This is a genomic window from Geobacillus sp. LEMMY01, assembly GCF_002042905.1.
Classification (GTDB): Bacteria; Bacillota; Bacilli; order Bacillales; family Anoxybacillaceae; genus Geobacillus; species Geobacillus proteiniphilus.
Genome location: NZ_MVKA01000004.1, coordinates 45,001 through 62,288, shown reverse-complemented (window position 1 = coordinate 62,288; position 17,288 = coordinate 45,001). Strand labels below are relative to the sequence as shown.

17 protein-coding genes, 8 tRNA genes and 1 rRNA gene (1 of these 26 running past the window's edge) are annotated in these 17,288 nt (G+C 53.3%); all 26 read left to right on the top strand.

What is annotated here, in order from left to right; genetic code table 11:
- Positions 1-21 precede the first annotated feature (21 nt).
- Positions 22-798, top strand: coding sequence for a VWA domain-containing protein (locus tag B1A75_RS03535; RefSeq protein WP_256380352.1), 777 nt, complete (start codon positions 22-24; stop codon positions 796-798).
- Entirely contained in the window at positions 761-1,735 is a 975-nt protein-coding gene (locus tag B1A75_RS03530; RefSeq protein WP_079935743.1) for a serine/threonine protein kinase, read from the top strand. The genes B1A75_RS03535 and B1A75_RS03530 overlap by 38 nt, the downstream gene beginning before the upstream one ends.
- A gap of 68 nt (positions 1,736-1,803) precedes the next feature.
- Entirely contained in the window at positions 1,804-3,198 is a 1,395-nt protein-coding gene (gene tilS / locus B1A75_RS03525) for a tRNA lysidine(34) synthetase TilS (protein ID WP_079935742.1), read from the top strand.
- 11 nt (positions 3,199-3,209) lie between these two features.
- The gene (gene hpt, locus B1A75_RS03520; RefSeq protein WP_012820458.1) at positions 3,210-3,755 is read left to right on the top strand and encodes a hypoxanthine phosphoribosyltransferase; all 546 of its coding nucleotides are present in this window, start codon (positions 3,210-3,212) and stop codon (positions 3,753-3,755) included.
- 94 nt (positions 3,756-3,849) lie between these two features.
- A complete protein-coding gene (gene ftsH / locus B1A75_RS03515) occupies positions 3,850-5,748 on the top strand; it encodes an ATP-dependent zinc metalloprotease FtsH (RefSeq protein ID WP_012820459.1) in 1,899 nt (632 codons plus the stop codon).
- A gap of 128 nt (positions 5,749-5,876) precedes the next feature.
- On the top strand, positions 5,877-6,653 hold the full coding sequence (locus B1A75_RS03510) for a type III pantothenate kinase (protein ID WP_074043756.1): 777 nt from the start codon (positions 5,877-5,879) through the stop codon (positions 6,651-6,653).
- Positions 6,654-6,661: 8 nt separating this feature from the next.
- Positions 6,662-7,552 (top strand): Hsp33 family molecular chaperone HslO, encoded by an 891-nt coding sequence (gene hslO, locus B1A75_RS03505; protein WP_079935767.1) that lies wholly within the window; start codon positions 6,662-6,664, stop codon positions 7,550-7,552.
- Between the two features lie 86 nt (positions 7,553-7,638).
- Positions 7,639-8,565 (top strand): cysteine synthase A, encoded by a 927-nt coding sequence (cysK, locus tag B1A75_RS03500; protein ID WP_011229580.1) that lies wholly within the window; start codon positions 7,639-7,641, stop codon positions 8,563-8,565.
- Positions 8,566-8,679: 114 nt separating this feature from the next.
- The gene (gene pabB, locus B1A75_RS03495; protein ID WP_021322647.1) at positions 8,680-10,101 is read left to right on the top strand and encodes an aminodeoxychorismate synthase component I; all 1,422 of its coding nucleotides are present in this window, start codon (positions 8,680-8,682) and stop codon (positions 10,099-10,101) included.
- Positions 10,102-10,106: 5 nt separating this feature from the next.
- A complete protein-coding gene (gene pabA / locus B1A75_RS03490; RefSeq protein WP_021322648.1) occupies positions 10,107-10,682 on the top strand; it encodes an aminodeoxychorismate/anthranilate synthase component II in 576 nt (191 codons plus the stop codon).
- Positions 10,683-10,687: 5 nt separating this feature from the next.
- On the top strand, positions 10,688-11,563 hold the full coding sequence (gene pabC, locus B1A75_RS03485; RefSeq protein ID WP_011229583.1) for an aminodeoxychorismate lyase: 876 nt from the start codon (positions 10,688-10,690) through the stop codon (positions 11,561-11,563).
- Complete coding sequence (gene folP / locus B1A75_RS03480) at positions 11,563-12,414, top strand: dihydropteroate synthase (protein WP_074043755.1); 852 nt, start codon at positions 11,563-11,565, stop codon at positions 12,412-12,414. Before pabC ends, folP begins: the two co-directional genes overlap by 1 nt.
- Positions 12,407-12,766: a dihydroneopterin aldolase gene (folB, locus tag B1A75_RS03475; protein ID WP_303048383.1), complete on the top strand. Its 360-nt coding sequence runs from the start codon at positions 12,407-12,409 to the stop codon at positions 12,764-12,766. The genes folP and folB overlap by 8 nt, the downstream gene beginning before the upstream one ends.
- Positions 12,767-13,294: a 2-amino-4-hydroxy-6-hydroxymethyldihydropteridine diphosphokinase gene (gene folK, locus B1A75_RS03470; RefSeq protein ID WP_079935739.1), complete on the top strand. Its 528-nt coding sequence runs from the start codon at positions 12,767-12,769 to the stop codon at positions 13,292-13,294.
- Positions 13,246-13,467 carry a helix-turn-helix domain-containing protein gene (locus tag B1A75_RS03465; protein WP_011229587.1) on the top strand — a complete coding sequence of 74 codons (222 nt, stop codon included), beginning with the start codon at positions 13,246-13,248 and terminating at the stop codon, positions 13,465-13,467. Before folK ends, B1A75_RS03465 begins: the two co-directional genes overlap by 49 nt.
- Positions 13,468-13,483: 16 nt before the next feature.
- A complete protein-coding gene (dusB, locus tag B1A75_RS03460; protein WP_011229588.1) occupies positions 13,484-14,485 on the top strand; it encodes a tRNA dihydrouridine synthase DusB in 1,002 nt (333 codons plus the stop codon).
- 90 nt (positions 14,486-14,575) lie between these two features.
- Positions 14,576-16,060 (top strand): lysine--tRNA ligase, encoded by a 1,485-nt coding sequence (lysS, locus tag B1A75_RS03455; protein WP_074043752.1) that lies wholly within the window; start codon positions 14,576-14,578, stop codon positions 16,058-16,060.
- 224 nt (positions 16,061-16,284) lie between these two features.
- Positions 16,285-16,401, top strand: a 5S ribosomal RNA gene (gene rrf / locus B1A75_RS03450).
- An 8-nt stretch (positions 16,402-16,409) separates the two neighbouring features.
- A tRNA-Val gene (locus B1A75_RS03445) sits at positions 16,410-16,485 on the top strand.
- Between the two features lie 276 nt (positions 16,486-16,761).
- Positions 16,762-16,837 (top strand) — tRNA-Lys (locus B1A75_RS03440).
- A 10-nt stretch (positions 16,838-16,847) separates the two neighbouring features.
- Positions 16,848-16,932, top strand: a tRNA-Leu gene (locus B1A75_RS03435).
- 11 nt (positions 16,933-16,943) lie between these two features.
- A tRNA-Gly gene (locus tag B1A75_RS03430) sits at positions 16,944-17,018 on the top strand.
- Between the two features lie 16 nt (positions 17,019-17,034).
- A tRNA-Leu gene (locus tag B1A75_RS03425) sits at positions 17,035-17,120 on the top strand.
- 3 nt (positions 17,121-17,123) lie between these two features.
- Positions 17,124-17,197, top strand: a tRNA-Arg gene (locus tag B1A75_RS03420).
- Between the two features lie 4 nt (positions 17,198-17,201).
- A tRNA-Pro gene (locus B1A75_RS03415) sits at positions 17,202-17,275 on the top strand.
- Between the two features lie 12 nt (positions 17,276-17,287).
- Position 17,288 (top strand) — tRNA-Ala (locus B1A75_RS03410) (it continues 72 nt past the right edge of the window).

The following is a 17,288-nucleotide window of genomic DNA, read 5'->3' as shown; positions in this document are numbered from 1 at the left end:
TAAAAACGTTCCCCAGCGGCGATGATGGTAATACATTCGCCAAGGAGGGGAACGAACATGCGAACAGGAACGCTGCGGCAAATTTTGCTTATCACTGATGGGTGCTCCAATCATGGCGAGGATCCGGCCGCCATGGCGGCACTAGCCCGTGAGCAAGGCATTACGGTGAACGTGATCGGCGTCTTGGACCAAGACGCGATGGATGAAAACGGACGGCGGGAAATTGAAGCGATCGCCGCGGCTGGCGGCGGGATGAGCCAAGTCGTGTACGCGAAACAGCTGTCGCAAACGGTGCAAATGGTGACGCGCCAAGCGATGACTCAGACGTTGCAAGGGCTCGTCAATCGCGAGTTGAAACAAATCTTTGGTTCTGACGTTTCGCTTGAGGACTTGCCGCCGGACAAGCGCGGCCAAGTGATGGAAGTCGTCGATGAACTCGGGGAAACGGTTGCCCTTGATGTGCTCATTTTGATCGATACGAGCGGGAGCATGAAAACAAAACTGCCGACCGTCAAAGAGGCGCTCATCGATTTATCGCTCAGCTTAAATGCGCGCATGGGCGAAAACCGCTTTTCGGTGTTCATCTTCCCGGGAAAACGGGCGCACGCCGAAAAAATGATCGACTGGACGCCAAGGATTGAAGAGTTGTCCACCATCTTTCCGAAATTGGCGTCGGGCGGGCTGACGCCGACCGGACCGGCGCTCGGCGAGGCAATCGCCTATTTTGAGCGCAAACGGTCGTTAAGGAGCTGGATCGGCGATGGCGATGAGCCATACATCGAAGAATCGTCTTTGTAATTTGCCGCCTGGTACGGTCATCATTGGGAAATGGCACGGCCATTCCTACCGGCTGCTGCGGCGGCTTGGCAGCGGGGCGAACGGCGTTGTCTATTTGGCGGAGAACGGCCGGACTCGCGTCGCCGTCAAGTTGAGCGATGACTATGCGTCATTGGCATCGGAAATGAATATATTGCGCCGTTTTGCTAAGGTCCAGGGAGCCGCCCTCGGGCCTTCTTTGCTGGAAGCCGATGACTGGCAAAGCCCATTTGCGCGGGAGACGGTCCCATTTTATGTGATGGAGTATATTGAAGGGGAGAATTTCGCTGCTTTCATCCGCCGCCGTGGAAAAGAATGGGCGCCCGTGCTCGTGATGCAGCTGTTGTCGGTGCTCGATCGGCTTCATCAAGAAGGATGGATATTTGGGGATTTAAAGCCGGACAATTTGATTGTTACTGGGCCGCCGCCGTCGGTTCGACTGCTTGATGTGGGCGGGACGACGCTGCAAGGAAGGGCGGTGAAAGAGTTTACCGAGCTGTATGACCGCGGCTATTGGGGGCTTGGGTCGCGCAAAGCGGAGCCATCTTACGACCTGTTTGCGGCGGCGATGGTGATGATTTCTTCTTGCTGCCCGGGGCCGATTGAGAAAAAGGGCGACGGGCGGGCGCAGCTGTTGTCCATCATCGAAGCGGACCGCTTTTTAACCCAATACAAGGATGTGTTGCAAAAGGCGCTTGACGGCCGATATGCAAAGGCGGCCGATATGCGTCGCGACTTATTGGCCGCCTCTTCCCGCCATACATCGGCGAAAAACGAAAGAAAGGCAGCGCCAAGCCGCCGGTCGGGGCGGCAGGTGAAACGGCGCCGCCAAGCGAGAGGGATTGTCGAAACGGTGGTCATCGCCGCCGCATTGCTTGGTGCCTATGCCCTTTATATATACTGGCAGCTGGCGATGTAATTTTTTTTGAGAAAACAGGGCAGACGTGTTACGATGAAGCTGAAAGACACGCAAAGAGGTTGGCTCGGATGATCGACAAAGTGCGCGCCTTTATCGACAGGCATCAGCTGCTTTCAGAAGGAGCGGCCGTCATCGTTGGCGTCTCCGGAGGGCCGGATTCGCTTGCGTTGCTGCACGTTTTTTTGTCGCTGCGCGACGAATGGAAGCTTCAGGTCATAGCCGCCCATGTTGACCATATGTTTCGCGGGCGGGAGTCAGAAGAAGAGATGGAGTTTGTGAAACGTTTTTGCGTGGAGCGCCGTATTTTATGTGAGACCGCGCAAATCGACGTCCCGGCCTTTCAGCGCCGCACGGGCCTCGGTGCCCAAGAGGCGGCGCGGATCTGCCGCTACCGCTTTTTTGCCGAACTGATGGAAAAGCATCAAGCGGGGTACGTCGCCGTAGGCCATCATGGCGACGATCAAGTTGAGACGATTTTAATGCGGCTTGTGCGCGGCAGCACAAGCAAAGGATACGCTGGCATTCCCGTCAAACGGCCGTTTCACGGCGGCTATCTCATCCGTCCGTTTTTGGCTGTCAGCCGGGCGGAGATTGAAGCGTATTGCCAGCAGATGGGGCTCTCTCCGCGCCGCGATCCGAGCAATGAAAAAGACGATTATACGCGCAACCGGTTCCGCCATCATATCGTCCCGTTGCTACGGCAGGAAAATCCGCGCCTGCACGAGCGGTTTCAGCAATACAGCGAAATGATGGCGGAAGATGAGCAATTTTTGGAGGAATTAGCCGCGGACGCGCTGAATAAAGTAATGGAAAAACAACATCGCGATGCGGCGCTTTCCATCGGACCATTTTTGGCGCTGCCGCGACCGCTGCAGCGCCGGGTGCTGCAGCGGTTGCTTCTCCGTCTTTATGGCGGCGTTCCGCCGACATTGACTTCCGTACATATCGGCCATATACTGATGCTTTGTGAGCGCGGCCGCCCTTCCGGAATGATCGATTTGCCAAAAGGGCTCAAAGTGATTCGCTCGTACGACCGCTGTTTGTTTACTTTTGGCGCAGAAAGCGGCGAGAAAGGCTATTGGTTTGAACTGCCGGTTCCGGCGCTATTGCCCCTCCCAAACGGCTATGCAATCATCAGTGAATTTGGGGAACACTATCCAAGAAAGCAGGCCGGGAATGATTGGTTCGTCGTGGATCCTGCTTCCGTCTCCTTGCCGCTTCGCGTGCGGACGCGTCGGCGCGGCGACCGGATGGTGCTCAAGGGGACGGGAGGCACGAAAAAATTGAAAGAAATTTTCATTGAAGCAAAAATTCCGCGGATGGAAAGGGATCGCTGGCCGATTGTCGAAGATGCCGACGGCCGTATCCTTTGGGTGCCCGGCTTGAAAAAATCGGCTTTGGAAGCGCAAAACCGTGGGCAAGCCCGCTATATTTTGCTGCACTATCAGGCGATGAACAGCTAGGAGGAAAAAAGATGGGGATGAAAGACGATATTCAAAAAGTGTTGATCACTGAAGAGGAAATTCAGGCAAAAGTCAAAGAACTCGGCGGTTTGTTAACGAAAGAATATGAAGGCCGTTTTCCGCTCGCTGTCGGCGTCCTCAAAGGGGCGATGCCGTTTATGGCCGACTTGCTCAAACATATTGATACATATTTGGAAATGGATTTTATGGACGTATCAAGCTATGGCAATGCGACCGTTTCATCCGGCGAAGTGAAAATCGTCAAAGACTTGAACACATCCGTCGAAGGACGGGATATTTTGATCATTGAGGATATTATTGACAGCGGGCTGACGCTCAGCTATTTGGTCGACTTGTTTCGCTACCGGAAGGCGAATTCGATCAAAATCGTCACGCTTCTTGACAAGCCGTCTGGGCGGAAGGCGGACATTCAAGCCGATTACACCGGATTTACCGTCCCGGATGAATTCGTCGTCGGCTACGGGCTCGATTACGCGGAAAAATACCGCAACCTCCCGTTTATCGGCGTCTTAAAGCCGGAAGTGTACCAAAAGTAGAACGGTTGCTGGGCGACGGCCGAATTGTTTGTATTTAAACAAATTTCTATGATAGTATTGAGTATAGTGTGTTTCATATGGGAGGAGGCAAGAAATGAACCGGATTTTCCGCAATACCATCTTTTATTTGCTGATTTTCCTCGTCGTGATCGGCGTCGTCAGCTTTTTTAACGGCACGAACCAGCGAACGGAGCCGATGACGTACGATGCGTTCATTACTCATCTGGAAAACGGGGATGTCAAGTCGTTTTCCATTAAGCCGGAGCGCGGCGTATATGAAATCAAAGGCCAGTTGAAAACATATAGCGAAGGGCAGTACTTTTCCACCTACGTCATGAACAGTGACAAAGTGCTTGACCGCATCGATGCGGCGGCGGCGCGGACGCGGGTGGAAGTCGTGCCAGCGGACGAAACGAGCGGATGGGTGACGTTTTTCACTTCTATCATCCCGTTTGTTATTATTTTTATTTTGTTCTTCTTCCTTTTGAACCAGGCACAGGGCGGCGGCAGCCGGGTGATGAATTTCGGCAAAAGCCGGGCGCGGCTGTATACGGATGACAAGCGGAAAGTCCGCTTCCGCGATGTGGCTGGGGCGGATGAGGAAAAGGAAGAGTTGGTGGAAATCGTCGAGTTTTTAAAAGATCCGCGCAAGTTTGCAGAACTTGGCGCCCGCATTCCGAAAGGGGTATTGCTCGTTGGGCCGCCCGGAACCGGGAAAACGTTGTTGGCGCGCGCGGTTGCCGGAGAAGCGGGCGTGCCGTTTTTCTCGATCAGCGGGTCGGATTTCGTGGAAATGTTCGTCGGGGTCGGGGCATCGCGGGTGCGCGACTTGTTTGAGACGGCGAAAAAAAATGCCCCGTGCATCATCTTCATTGATGAGATCGACGCCGTCGGCCGCCAGCGCGGCGCCGGCCTTGGCGGTGGCCATGACGAGCGTGAGCAGACGCTCAACCAACTGCTTGTCGAAATGGACGGCTTTAACGGCAACGAAGGGATCATTATTATCGCGGCCACCAACCGGCCGGACATTTTAGACCCGGCGCTGTTGCGCCCGGGTCGCTTCGACCGGCAAATCACCGTCGACCGCCCGGACGTCAAAGGGCGTGAAGCGGTGCTGCGCGTGCATGCCCGCAACAAGCCGCTCGATGAATCGGTTGACTTGAAGACGATCGCGATGCGGACGCCTGGATTTTCCGGCGCCGACTTGGAAAACTTGCTGAATGAGGCGGCGCTCGTTGCGGCGCGCCGCAACAAAAAGAAAATTGATATGAGCGACATCGACGAGGCGACGGACCGGGTGATTGCCGGACCGGCGAAAAAAAGCCGCGTCATTTCGGAAAAAGAACGGCGCATCGTCGCGTTTCACGAAGCTGGGCATACGGTCATCGGCATGGTGCTCGCCGATGCGGAAATGGTGCATAAAGTGACGATTGTGCCGCGCGGCCAAGCCGGGGGTTATGCGGTCATGCTGCCGAAAGAAGACCGCTACTTTATGACGAAAGCCGAACTGATGGATAAAATCACCGGACTGCTCGGCGGGCGCGTTGCCGAGGAAATCGTGTTCAATGAAGTGAGTACAGGGGCCCATAACGATTTTCAGCGGGCGACAAACATCGCGCGCCGGATGGTGACGGAGTTTGGCATGAGCGAAAAGCTTGGTCCGCTTCAATTCGGCCAACCGAGCGGGCAAGTGTTTTTAGGACGTGACTTACACAACGAGCAAAACTACAGCGACAAAATCGCTTATGAAATTGACTTAGAGATTCAGCGCATCATTAAAGAGTGCTATGAAAAAGCGAAACAAATTTTGACCCAACATCGGGACAAATTGGATTTGATCGCCAACACGCTGTTAGAAGTCGAGACGCTCGATGCGGAGCAAATTAAACATTTGTTCGAACATGGCACGCTGCCCAAAGACCGGAACGGGCGCGAGGAGGCCGGCAAAAGCGACGGCGATGTGAAAATCAACATCCAAAAGAAAGAGGAGTAATCGATGTCTCTGTTCGGAGGCATCTTTTTTTTTTGCCGGCGGCCCAGGGAAAGAAGGACAGTTTTTTTCCCGTAAGTATGATATGATAAAGAATGGGAATTTATCGAGGAAAAGCGAGGAATGAAGCGATGATTTTTGTATTGGACGTCGGCAATACAAACACGGTGTTAGGGGTGTATGACGGGGACGAACTGAAACATCATTGGCGCATTGAAACGAGCCGGGGGAAAACGGAAGACGAATACGGCATGATGATCAAAGCGCTCTTGAACCATGTCGGCTTGCAGTTTTCCGACATTCGAGGCATCATCATTTCCTCGGTCGTGCCGCCGATTATGTTTGCTCTTGAACGCATGTGTCTAAAATATTTCCATATCAAACCGCTCATCGTCGGTCCGGGCATTAAAACCGGGCTCGACATCAAATATGACAATCCGCGTGAGGTGGGTGCCGACCGGATTGTCAACGCGGTCGCCGGCATCCATTTGTACGGCAGTCCGCTGATTATCGTCGATTTTGGCACGGCGACGACGTATTGTTATATTAATGAACATAAACAATATATGGGAGGGGCCATTGCCCCGGGAATTATGATCTCGACAGAGGCTCTGTTTGCGCGGGCGGCGAAATTGCCGCGCATTGAAATCGCCCGCCCGGATGATATCATCGGCAAAAATACGGTCAGCGCCATGCAAGCCGGTATTTTATACGGTTATGTCGGACAAGTGGAAGGCATCGTGTCGCGAATGAAGGCGAAAAGCAAAATCCCGCCGAAGGTGATTGCCACCGGCGGCCTAGCTCCACTCATTGCCAGCGAATCGGACATCATCGATGTCGTTGATCCGTTTTTGACGCTGACTGGCTTAAAATTGTTGTACGAGAAAAACACCGAGAAAAAAGGATGAAAGGCTTGATGAAGATGGGAGACTACTTAGTCAAAGCACTCGCTTACAATGGACAAGTGAGAGCGTATGCCGCAAGAACGACGGAAACTGTCGCCGAGGCGCAACGCCGCCACCAAACATGGCCGACCGCCTCAGCGGCCCTTGGTCGAGCGTTGACCGCCGGTGTTATGATGGGAGCGATGCTGAAAGGCGAGGAAACGTTGACGATTAAAATTGACGGCGGCGGCCCGATCGGCGTCATTTTGGTCGACAGCAACGCCAGAGGGGAAGTGCGTGGCTATGTAACGAATCCGCATGTGCATTTTGAGCTGAACGAGCACGGGAAACTTGATGTGGCACGGGCGGTCGGCAAAAATGGGATGTTGACGGTTGTGAAGGATCTTGGGCTGCGCGACTTTTTCACCGGACAAGTGCCGCTTATCTCCGGGGAGCTTGGCGATGATTTTACGTATTATTTTGCTTCGTCCGAACAAATTCCGTCATCGGTTGGCGTCGGGGTGCTCGTCAATCCCGACCATACCATCCGAGCCGCCGGAGGATTTATTATCCAGTTGATGCCCGGGACGGAGGAGAACACGATCACTCGCATTGAAGAGCGGCTGAAACAAATTCCGCCCGTGTCGCGCATGATCGAAAGAGGGCTCAGCCCGGAACAGCTGCTCGAACAACTGTTGGGAGATGGAGGCGTCCGTGTGCTCGAGACGATGCCGGTGTCATTCGTCTGCCGCTGTTCGCGCGAGCGGATCGCTGATGCCCTTATCAGCCTAGGGCCCGAGGAAATCCAAGACATCATCGACAAAGAAGGGCAGGCGGAAGCTTCGTGCCATTTTTGCAATGAAACGTACCATTTCGACAAAGCGGAGCTGGAACAGTTGAAACGATTAGCGAAAAAAGAATGAAAACAGTAAAATGATTGACAATTACGCCAATAGTTGATACATTGGAGACAAAGTCGATAAAATTAATGGGGATTAGAGGTGGAACAATGGCACGCACAGTCAACTCGATAACCGAATTGATCGGCGATACGCCGGCCGTGAAACTGAACCGCATCGTTGATGAAGACAGCGCGGATGTGTATTTGAAACTGGAATTTATGAACCCGGGCAGCAGCGTCAAAGACCGGATTGCGTTGGCGATGATTGAAGCGGCGGAAAAAGCGGGCAAGCTGAAGCCGGGCGACACGATCGTTGAGCCGACAAGCGGCAACACTGGGATCGGATTGGCGATGGTCGCAGCAGCGAAAGGGTATAAGGCGGTATTAGTCATGCCGGATACGATGAGCTTGGAGCGCCGCAACCTGCTGCGGGCGTATGGAGCCGAGCTTGTGCTCACACCGGGTGCACAAGGGATGCGCGGAGCAATCGCAAAGGCGGAAGAGCTCGTCCGCGAGCACGGCTACTTTATGCCGCAGCAATTTAAAAACGAGGCGAACCCGGAAATCCATCGCTTGACGACCGGGAAAGAGATCGTGGAGCAAATGGGCGACCAGCTTGATGCGTTTGTTGCCGGCGTTGGCACGGGCGGAACGATCACCGGAGCAGGCAAAGTGTTGCGCGAAGCTTACCCAAACATTAAAATTTACGCCGTTGAACCGGCCGATTCCCCAGTCTTGTCGGGAGGAAAACCGGGCCCGCACAAAATCCAAGGGATCGGCGCTGGCTTTGTTCCAGATATTTTGGATACGAGCATTTACGATGGGGTTATTACGGTAACGACGGAAGAAGCGTTTGCGGCGGCCCGCCGCGCGGCTCGCGAGGAAGGCATTCTCGGCGGCATTTCGTCCGGCGCTGCGATTCATGCGGCATTGAAAGTGGCGAAAGAGCTCGGCAAAGGGAAAAAAGTGCTCGCCATCATCCCGAGCAACGGCGAACGTTATTTGAGCACGCCTCTTTACCAATTTGAAGACTAAGCAGACTTTTTCGGCAGGGGCAACCCTGTCGAATTTTTTTACGAGGATGGTGACCCAGACGGACAATCATTGTACAATAAAAGTAACTATGGACATCGTAAGGAGCTGACGAGGATGGAACAGCGGCGCAGGCGACTGAAACGAACTATCGATTATCGCGGACGGGATTGGTTCCGCCAGTACGAACAGCTGGCCTATAGCCGGCCTCATCATGTGTTGCTTGAGAGCGGCCAAGGGGGAAGGTACAGCATTATCGGCCTTGACCCGATCGGAGTGATCCGCGCTGACGAGCGGCGGCTCATCATCAAGCAGCGCGGGGTTGAAACGGTGCTTGATGGCTCGCCGCTCGAAGGGCTCCGGCAATGGCTTCGGTGTTTCGCCGTGCCGGATGAGGGGGAGTCGTTGCCTTGCCAAGGCGGGCTGATCGGTTTCATTAGCTATGATGCGGTTCGCTATTTGGAACGGCTCCCGGTGCTCGCGCAAGATGATTTGCGGCTGCCGCTCATGTATTTTTTCCTCTTTGACGACGTAGCGATTTATGATCACCAAACTGAACAGCTTCATTTGCTTGCCTACGCGAATGAAGGGGAGGAAAGCGAGGCAAACCGGCGGCTTGCGCGGCATGCACGGATGTGGCTCGAGGATCGGAATGAAGCGCTGGTCTGGCCGCTTGCTGCCTCGACAGCTGCGCCGTCTGTTTCAATGACAAAAGAGAGGTTTATGGATGCGGTTCGCCGCGTGCAACGCTATATTGCGGCGGGCGATGTGTTCCAAGTCAATTTGTCGGTGCGCCAGTCGCAGCCGCTTTTGACACACCCATTTGCCGTCTACAAACAGTTGCGGGCCCTTAATCCATCACCCTATATGGCGTATTTGCATACCCCGGAATTTCAAGTTGTCAGCGGCTCGCCGGAGCTGCTCGTCCGCAAGCGGGGATGGCGTCTTGAGACGCGGCCGATTGCCGGCACACGTTCGCGCGGTCGGACGGCGGCAGAGGATGAACAAATTGCTCGTAAGTTGCTTGCGAGTGAAAAGGAGCGGGCCGAGCACGCCATGCTCGTTGATCTTGAACGGAATGACCTTGGGCGCGTCTGTGCATACGGGACGGTTCGAGTTGACGAATGGATGACCGTAGAAAAGTATTCTCATGTGATGCATATCGTTTCTCACGTATCCGGCACCATGGCGCCGGAGCACGATGCGTTTTCCGTCATTCGCGCCATGTTTCCCGGCGGGACGATCACCGGCGCCCCGAAAGTGCGAACAATGGAAATTATTGAAGAGTTGGAACCGGTCCGCCGCGGCTTGTACACGGGCTCGATCGGTTGGATCGATTTTCAAGGAAACATGGAGCTAAACATCGCCATTCGAACGATGGTCGTCAAAGACGGATTGGCGCATGTACAGGCTGGAGCGGGCATCGTCATCGATTCCAACCCAGAGCATGAGTACAAGGAATGTTTAAAGAAAGCGGCTGCCCTTTGGAAAGCGAAAGAGCTGAGCGAAGCAGAGGCATTATTTCCGAGCATGAGGTGAGAATGATGATCGTCATGATTGATAACTACGATTCATTTACGTACAATTTAGTGCAATATTTGGGCGTGTTGGGAGAAGAGCTGATTGTCAAACGGAATGATGAAATTACGGTGGCTGAAATCGAACGACTCCGCCCCGATTTTATTATGATTTCCCCCGGTCCGTGCACACCGAATGAGGCAGGGGTCAGCCTGGAAGTCATCGATCGCTTTGCCGGCCAAATTCCGATTTTCGGCGTCTGCCTCGGGCATCAAGCCATCGCCCAGGCGTTCGGCGGCCGCGTTGTCCGCGCTCCAAGGCTGATGCACGGGAAAACATCGTCCGTCTACCATGATGGGGAGACGATTTTCCGCGGCGTGCCGAACCCGTTTACGGCAACGCGCTACCATTCCCTTATCGTCGAGAAAGAGACGCTTCCGGACTGTTTCGTCGTGTCGGCTTGGACGGAAGAGGATGAAGTGATGGCGATTCGCCATAAAACGCTGCCGGTGGAAGGCGTGCAGTTTCACCCGGAATCGATTATGACAAGCCATGGGATGCAGCTGTTGAAAAACTTTATCGACATGTATAAAAAGGCGTGACGATCATGTACGTGTATATCAACGGCGCGGTCGTTCCGCGCGAAGAAGCGCAGTTATCAGCGTTTGATCACGGCTTTTTATATGGGCTCGGCTTATTTGAAACATTTCGCACGTATAGCGGCCACCCTTTTTTGCTTGACGATCATTTGGCCCGATTGAACAAAGGGCTGTCTGAGCTTCACATCGAAAGGCAGTTCGGCCGCGCCGAAGCGGTGGCGATCATCGAGCAGTTGCTCGAGGCCAATGGCTTGCGCGACGCTTATGTGCGCTTCAATGTATCGGCCGGGGTCGGCGATCTCGGCTTGCCGATCGAACGTTACCGAAACCCGACCGTCATCGTCTATATGAAGCCGCTTCCGCCGCCCGTCCCTCCGGAAGGAAAAGAAGGGGTGGTGCTCGCGGCAAGGCGAAACAGCCCGGAAGGCAATGAGCGACTAAAGTCGCACCATTATTTAAACAATATGATTGGGAAATGGGAGCTCGGACATCGACCTCATGCGGAAGGAATTTTTTTGAATTCAGATGGTGCGGTAGCGGAGGGGATCGTTTCCAATATTTTTTGGGTGAAAGACGGCATCGTCTACACGCCAGCGCCGGCTGTCGGCATATTAAACGGCATCACAAGACAATTCATCATTGCCTTGCTCAAGCAGTTGCGCATCCCAGTTGAAGAAGGGGTATATCCGCTGTCCCATTTGTTGCAGGCTGATGAAGCATTTATCACCAACTCTGTGCAGGAAATTGTACCCCTTTGCCGCATTGGCCATTGCGTTTACCAAGGAAAAAATGGTCCGGTGGTCCGGGCCTTGCAGCACCATTACCGACGCTTGACCCATCGGTTATGGACGAGGAACGAATTGGCAGAAAGGATGAACGACTGATGACAACATCGATGCGCCCTCTTCGGCTTCAATGCCGCGGGCATGAGCTTGACTTAAACAAAAAAACGTTGATCATGGGCATTGTCAACGTCACGCCCGATTCGTTTTCCGACGGCGGCCGGTTTTACGACGTGGAAAACGCGGTCAAGCACGCGAAGCGGCTCGTGGCGGAAGGGGCGGACATCATTGACATCGGCGGTGAATCGACTCGTCCGGGAGCGGAGCCAGTGCCGCTTGATGAAGAATTGCGGCGCGTCATCCCGGCGGTCAAAGCGATCGCCGAGGCGGTGAACGTACCCATTTCCATTGACACTTACAAGGCAGAGGTCGCCCGGCAAGCGATCGAAGCCGGAGCGCACATCATCAACGACATTTGGGGAGCAAAAGCCGATCCCGATATGGCCCGCGTCGCCGCCACGTACGGCGCACCGATCATTTTAATGCATAACCGTCGCGATATGGCGTATTGCGATTTGATTTCCGACATGATCGCTGATTTGAAGGAAAGCATTCGCATTGCCAAAGAAGCCGGTGTGAAAGATGAAAACATTATTTTAGACCCAGGGATCGGCTTCGCCAAGACGGTCGAGCATAACTTGGAAGTGATGCGGCGTCTTGACGAATTTGCCGCTCTTGGCTATCCGCTTTTGCTCGGTACATCGCGCAAACGGTTTATCGGCCATGTGCTCAATGTCCCGGTTGAGGAGCGGGTGGAAGGGACGGGAGCGACCGTTTGCCTCGGCATCGTCAAAGGAGTGCATATCGTTCGCGTCCATGATGTATTGCCGATTGCCCGCATGGCGAAAATGATGGATGCTATGCTTGGGAAGGGAGAGAGCGGCCATCGATAAAATCTACGTACACGGCATGGAATTTTACGGCTACCATGGGGTGCTTCGCGAAGAAAACATCCTCGGCCAGCGGTTTTTGGTTGATGTAACGTTGGAGCTCGATTTGCAGCCCGCCGGGCGGAGCGATCGTTTAGAACATACTGTCAACTACGCCGATGTGTACGAGCGCTGCCGGGCGATTGTGGAGGAGCGGACATTCTCCTTGATCGAGGCAGTCGCTGAGGCGATTGCTGCCGATTTGCTTGCCGCCTTCCCCTCCGTTCAGCGGTGCCTGGTCAAAGTGACGAAACCGAATCCGCCGATTCGCGGCCATTATCGACATGTCGCAGTCGAAATTGACAGGGGGCGTTAAATGGGAAACATCGCATATATCGCGTTAGGCTCGAACATGGGAGATCGTGTTTCTTATTTGCGGGCTGCCATTGAAGCGCTCCATCATCATCAGGAAATTTTTATCACATCGAGCTCATCGATTTATGAAACCGATCCGGTCGGCTATGTCAACCAAGGCAAGTTTTTAAACATGGTGATCGAGGTGGCGACCACGTTGTCGCCGTTTGCCTTGCTTGACGTGACCCAGCAAATCGAACGACTACTTGGAAGAAAAAGGGAAATTCGCTGGGGACCACGGACGTTAGACCTTGACATTTTGCTGTATAATCATGAAAATATTGAAACAGAGCAGCTGACGATCCCGCATCCGCGCATGGCGGAGCGGGCGTTCGTGCTCATCCCGTTGTTGGAAGTCAACGCCCATGTGACAGTACCGACTCTTTCTGAACCGTTAATCGACATCATTGGCCGACTACCTGACAAAAAAGGAGTTCATGTATGGAAGCGGAAAGATGGGGAAGACGTATTCGCGCTTTTCGAAAGTTGAAAGGATATACGCAAGAAAGACTGGCGAAAGAACTAGGCATTTCCGTATCGATCCTTGGTGAAATTGAACGGGGGAACCGGATGCCGTCCGATTCGCTCGTTGGACAAATCGCCGAACGGCTGAATATATCGGTGGAAGAACTGGCGCCGCCGAAACTCGAATCGAACAAGTAGAAAGGAGGCATCTGCGATGTTTCGCATTGGCGATGTCGAAATTAAAAACCGCGTCGTGCTCGCTCCGATGGCAGGCGTATGCAACTCCGCGTTCCGCCTGACCGTCAAAGAATTCGGCGCCGGGCTTGTATGCGCCGAGATGGTAAGCGACAAAGGAATCGTATACAACAACGAAAAGACGTTAAACATGTTATATATTGATGAACGGGAAAAGCCGATCAGCTTGCAAATTTTCGGCGGCGAGAAAGAAACGCTCGTCAAAGCGGCGAAATTTGTCGATAAAAATACGAATGCAGATATCATCGACATCAACATGGGTTGCCCAGTGCCGAAAATTACGAATTGCGACGCTGGAGCGAAATGGCTGCTTGACCCGAATAAAATCTATGATGTCGTTGCCGCGATCGTCGATGCCGTTGAAAAACCGGTCACGGTGAAAATGCGGATCGGTTGGGATGAAAAGCACATTTACGCCGTCGAAAACGCTCAAGCCGTTGAGCGCGCCGGCGGGAAGGCCGTCGCCGTCCACGGACGGACAAGGGTGCAAATGTATGAAGGAAAAGCGGACTGGAACATCATCAAGCAAGTGAAAGAAGCCGTCAACATCCCGGTTATCGGCAACGGAGATGTTAAAACGCCTCAAGATGCAAAGCGGATGCTTGAAGAAACAGGGGTCGACGGCGTCATGATCGGACGGGCGGCGCTTGGAAACCCTTGGATGATCTATCGCACTGTCCGTTATTTAGAAACTGGAGAGCTCATCCCGGAACCGACGCCGAGGGAAAAAATCGATGTCTGCCTGCTGCATTTAGACCGATTAATTGCCTTAAAAGGCGAGTATATCGCCGTCAAAGAAATGCGTAAACACGCTGCTTGGTATTTAAAAGGCATTCGCGGCGCAGCGAAAATCCGCAACGCCATCAATGAATGTGAAACGCGGGACGAACTGGCCGCACTGTTGCTTCGCGTGGCGGAGGAAGCGGAAGTCCAAGCAGCGGCGAACGCCGAAGCCGTTTAAACAACGGAGATGACGTTCATGCAGCGGAGGACTGCCAGCGAGCGCTGGCAGTATTTTTCGTAAAAAATCGCTAAATGGAGTGAATGAGGTATGAGTCATGAAGAATTGAACGACCAACTGCGCGTCCGCAGGGAAAAGCTGAAAAAAATTGAGGAATTGGGTGTCGACCCGTTTGGCAAACGGTTCGAGCGCACTCATAAAGCGCAAGAACTGTTCGAACTGTACGGCGATTTGTCGAAAGAGGAACTTGAAGAAAAGCAAATTGAAGTCGCCGTCGCCGGCCGCATCATGACAAAGCGCGGCAAAGGAAAAGCCGGGTTCGCCCATATCCAGGATGTCACCGGGCAGATTCAAATTTACGTCCGCCAAGACGATGTTGGCGAACAGCAGTACGAACTGTTTAAAATCTCTGACCTTGGCGATATCGTCGGCGTGCGCGGCACAATGTTTAAAACAAAAGTCGGTGAACTTTCCATCAAAGTGTCGTCGTACGAATTTTTGACGAAAGCGCTGCGTCCGCTGCCGGAAAAATACCATGGTTTGAAAGACATAGAGCAACGCTATCGCCAGCGTTATCTCGATTTAATTATGAATCCGGAGAGCAAAAAGACGTTCATCACCCGCAGTTTAATCATCCAATCGATGCGGCGGTATCTCGACAGCCATGGCTATTTGGAAGTTGAAACGCCGATGATGCACGCCGTTGCTGGCGGCGCTGCGGCGCGCCCATTCATTACGCATCATAACGCATTGGATATGACCCTTTATATGCGAATCGCCATCGAGCTCCATTTAAAACGGCTCATCGTCGGCGGTTTGGAAAAAGTGTATGAAATCGGCCGCGTTTTCCGGAACGAAGGCATTTCCACCCGTCATAATCCGGAGTTTACGATGCTCGAATTGTACGAGGCGTACGCCGATTTCCGCGACATCATGAAACTGACCGAAAATTTGATCGCCCACATTGCCACTGAAGTGCTTGGAACGACGAAAATTCAATACGGCGAGCATGTCGTCGACTTAACGCCCGAGTGGCGGCGCCTCCATATGGTCGATGCGATCAAGGAATATGTCGGCGTCGACTTCTGGCGGCAGATGAGCGACGAAGAGGCGCGGGAGCTGGCGAAAGAACATGGAGTGGAAGTTGCTCCACATATGACGTTTGGCCATATTGTCAACGAATTTTTTGAACAAAAAGTCGAGTCTCACCTCATTCAGCCGACGTTCATTTATGGCCATCCGGTTGAAATTTCACCGTTGGCCAAGAAAAATCCGGACGACCCGCGTTTTACCGACCGATTTGAGCTGTTTATCGTCGGGCGCGAACATGCCAACGCCTTTACCGAATTGAATGATCCGATCGATCAGCGCCAACGCTTTGAGGCGCAGCTGAAAGAGCGTGAACAAGGAAACGATGAAGCACATGAAATGGACGAAGACTTCCTTGAAGCGCTCGAGTACGGCATGCCGCCAACAGGCGGGCTTGGCATCGGCGTCGACCGTCTGGTCATGCTGCTGACGAACTCGCCGTCGATCCGCGACGTGCTGCTTTTCCCGCAAATGCGTCATAGATAAATTTGATCGCTCCCTGTAAAGACAAGCAGCAGGGGGCGATTTTTTTTAAGTAGTAAAAATAGTCGTCGTTGTTTTGTTGAAAAACAAACATAGGAAGTTGAGTTGACAAACCATTCCCAACGTGTTATATTATGATAGCGCATTGAAATGACAGCACTAATCAAAAACAAGGACCTATTGACAAATAAATAAATTTAATTATAATATAACTTGTCTGTTGATTGTCTAGTGATGATAGCGGAGGGGAAACACCCGTTCCCATCCCGAACACGGAAGTTAAGCCCTCCAGCGCCGATGGTAGTTGGGGCCAGCGCCCCTGCAAGAGTAGGTCGTCGCTAGGCAATCCCGTGGAGGATTAGCTCAGCTGGGAGAGCACTTGCCTTACAAGCAAGGGGTCGGCGGTTCGATCCCGTCATCCTCCACCATCACCTATTATGAGCCATTAGCTCAGTAACGAGCGTTACATCGTCGAATAGGCATCGAGTTGTCCCGACGCATTCGGCTTCTTTGAATCAGCTGGCAGAGGAAGGGACATCGTTGTCTCGGAGTGTTATCTAACCCATGAGCCATTAGCTCAGTAACGGGCGTTACATCGTGGAATAGGCATCGAGTTGCCCCGACGCATCTAGCTTCCTTGAACAGACTGGCAGAGGAAGGGGCAGGTAGAGCTAGATAATTACTTGGGGTGTTTTCCAAACTATGAGCCATTAGCTCAGTAGGTAGAGCATCTGACTTTTAATCAGAGGGTCGGAGGTTCGAGTCCTCCATGGCTCACCACAATTGATTTGCGGGTGTGGCGGAATTGGCAGACGCGCTAGATTCAGGGTCTAGTGCCCTTTACGGGCGTGGGGGTTCGAGTCCCTTCACCCGCATGTTGATTCGAGCGGAAGTAGTTCAGCGGTAGAACACCACCTTGCCAAGGTGGGGGTCGCGGGTTCGAGTCCCGTCTTCCGCTCCATTTATTTGCCCATTTAGCCGGGGTGGCGGAATTGGCAGACGCACAGGACTTAAAATCCTGGGGTAGGTAACTACCGTGCCGGTTCGAGTCCGGCCCTCGGCACTTGCGCTCGTAGCTCAATTGGATAGAGCATCTGACTACGGATCAGAAGGTTAGGGGTTCGAATCCTCTCGAGCGCGTTGGCGGGAAGTAGCTCAGTTTGGCAGAGCACATGGTTTGGGACCATGGGGTCGCAGGTTCAAATCCTGTCTTCCCGATAGCGGACATATG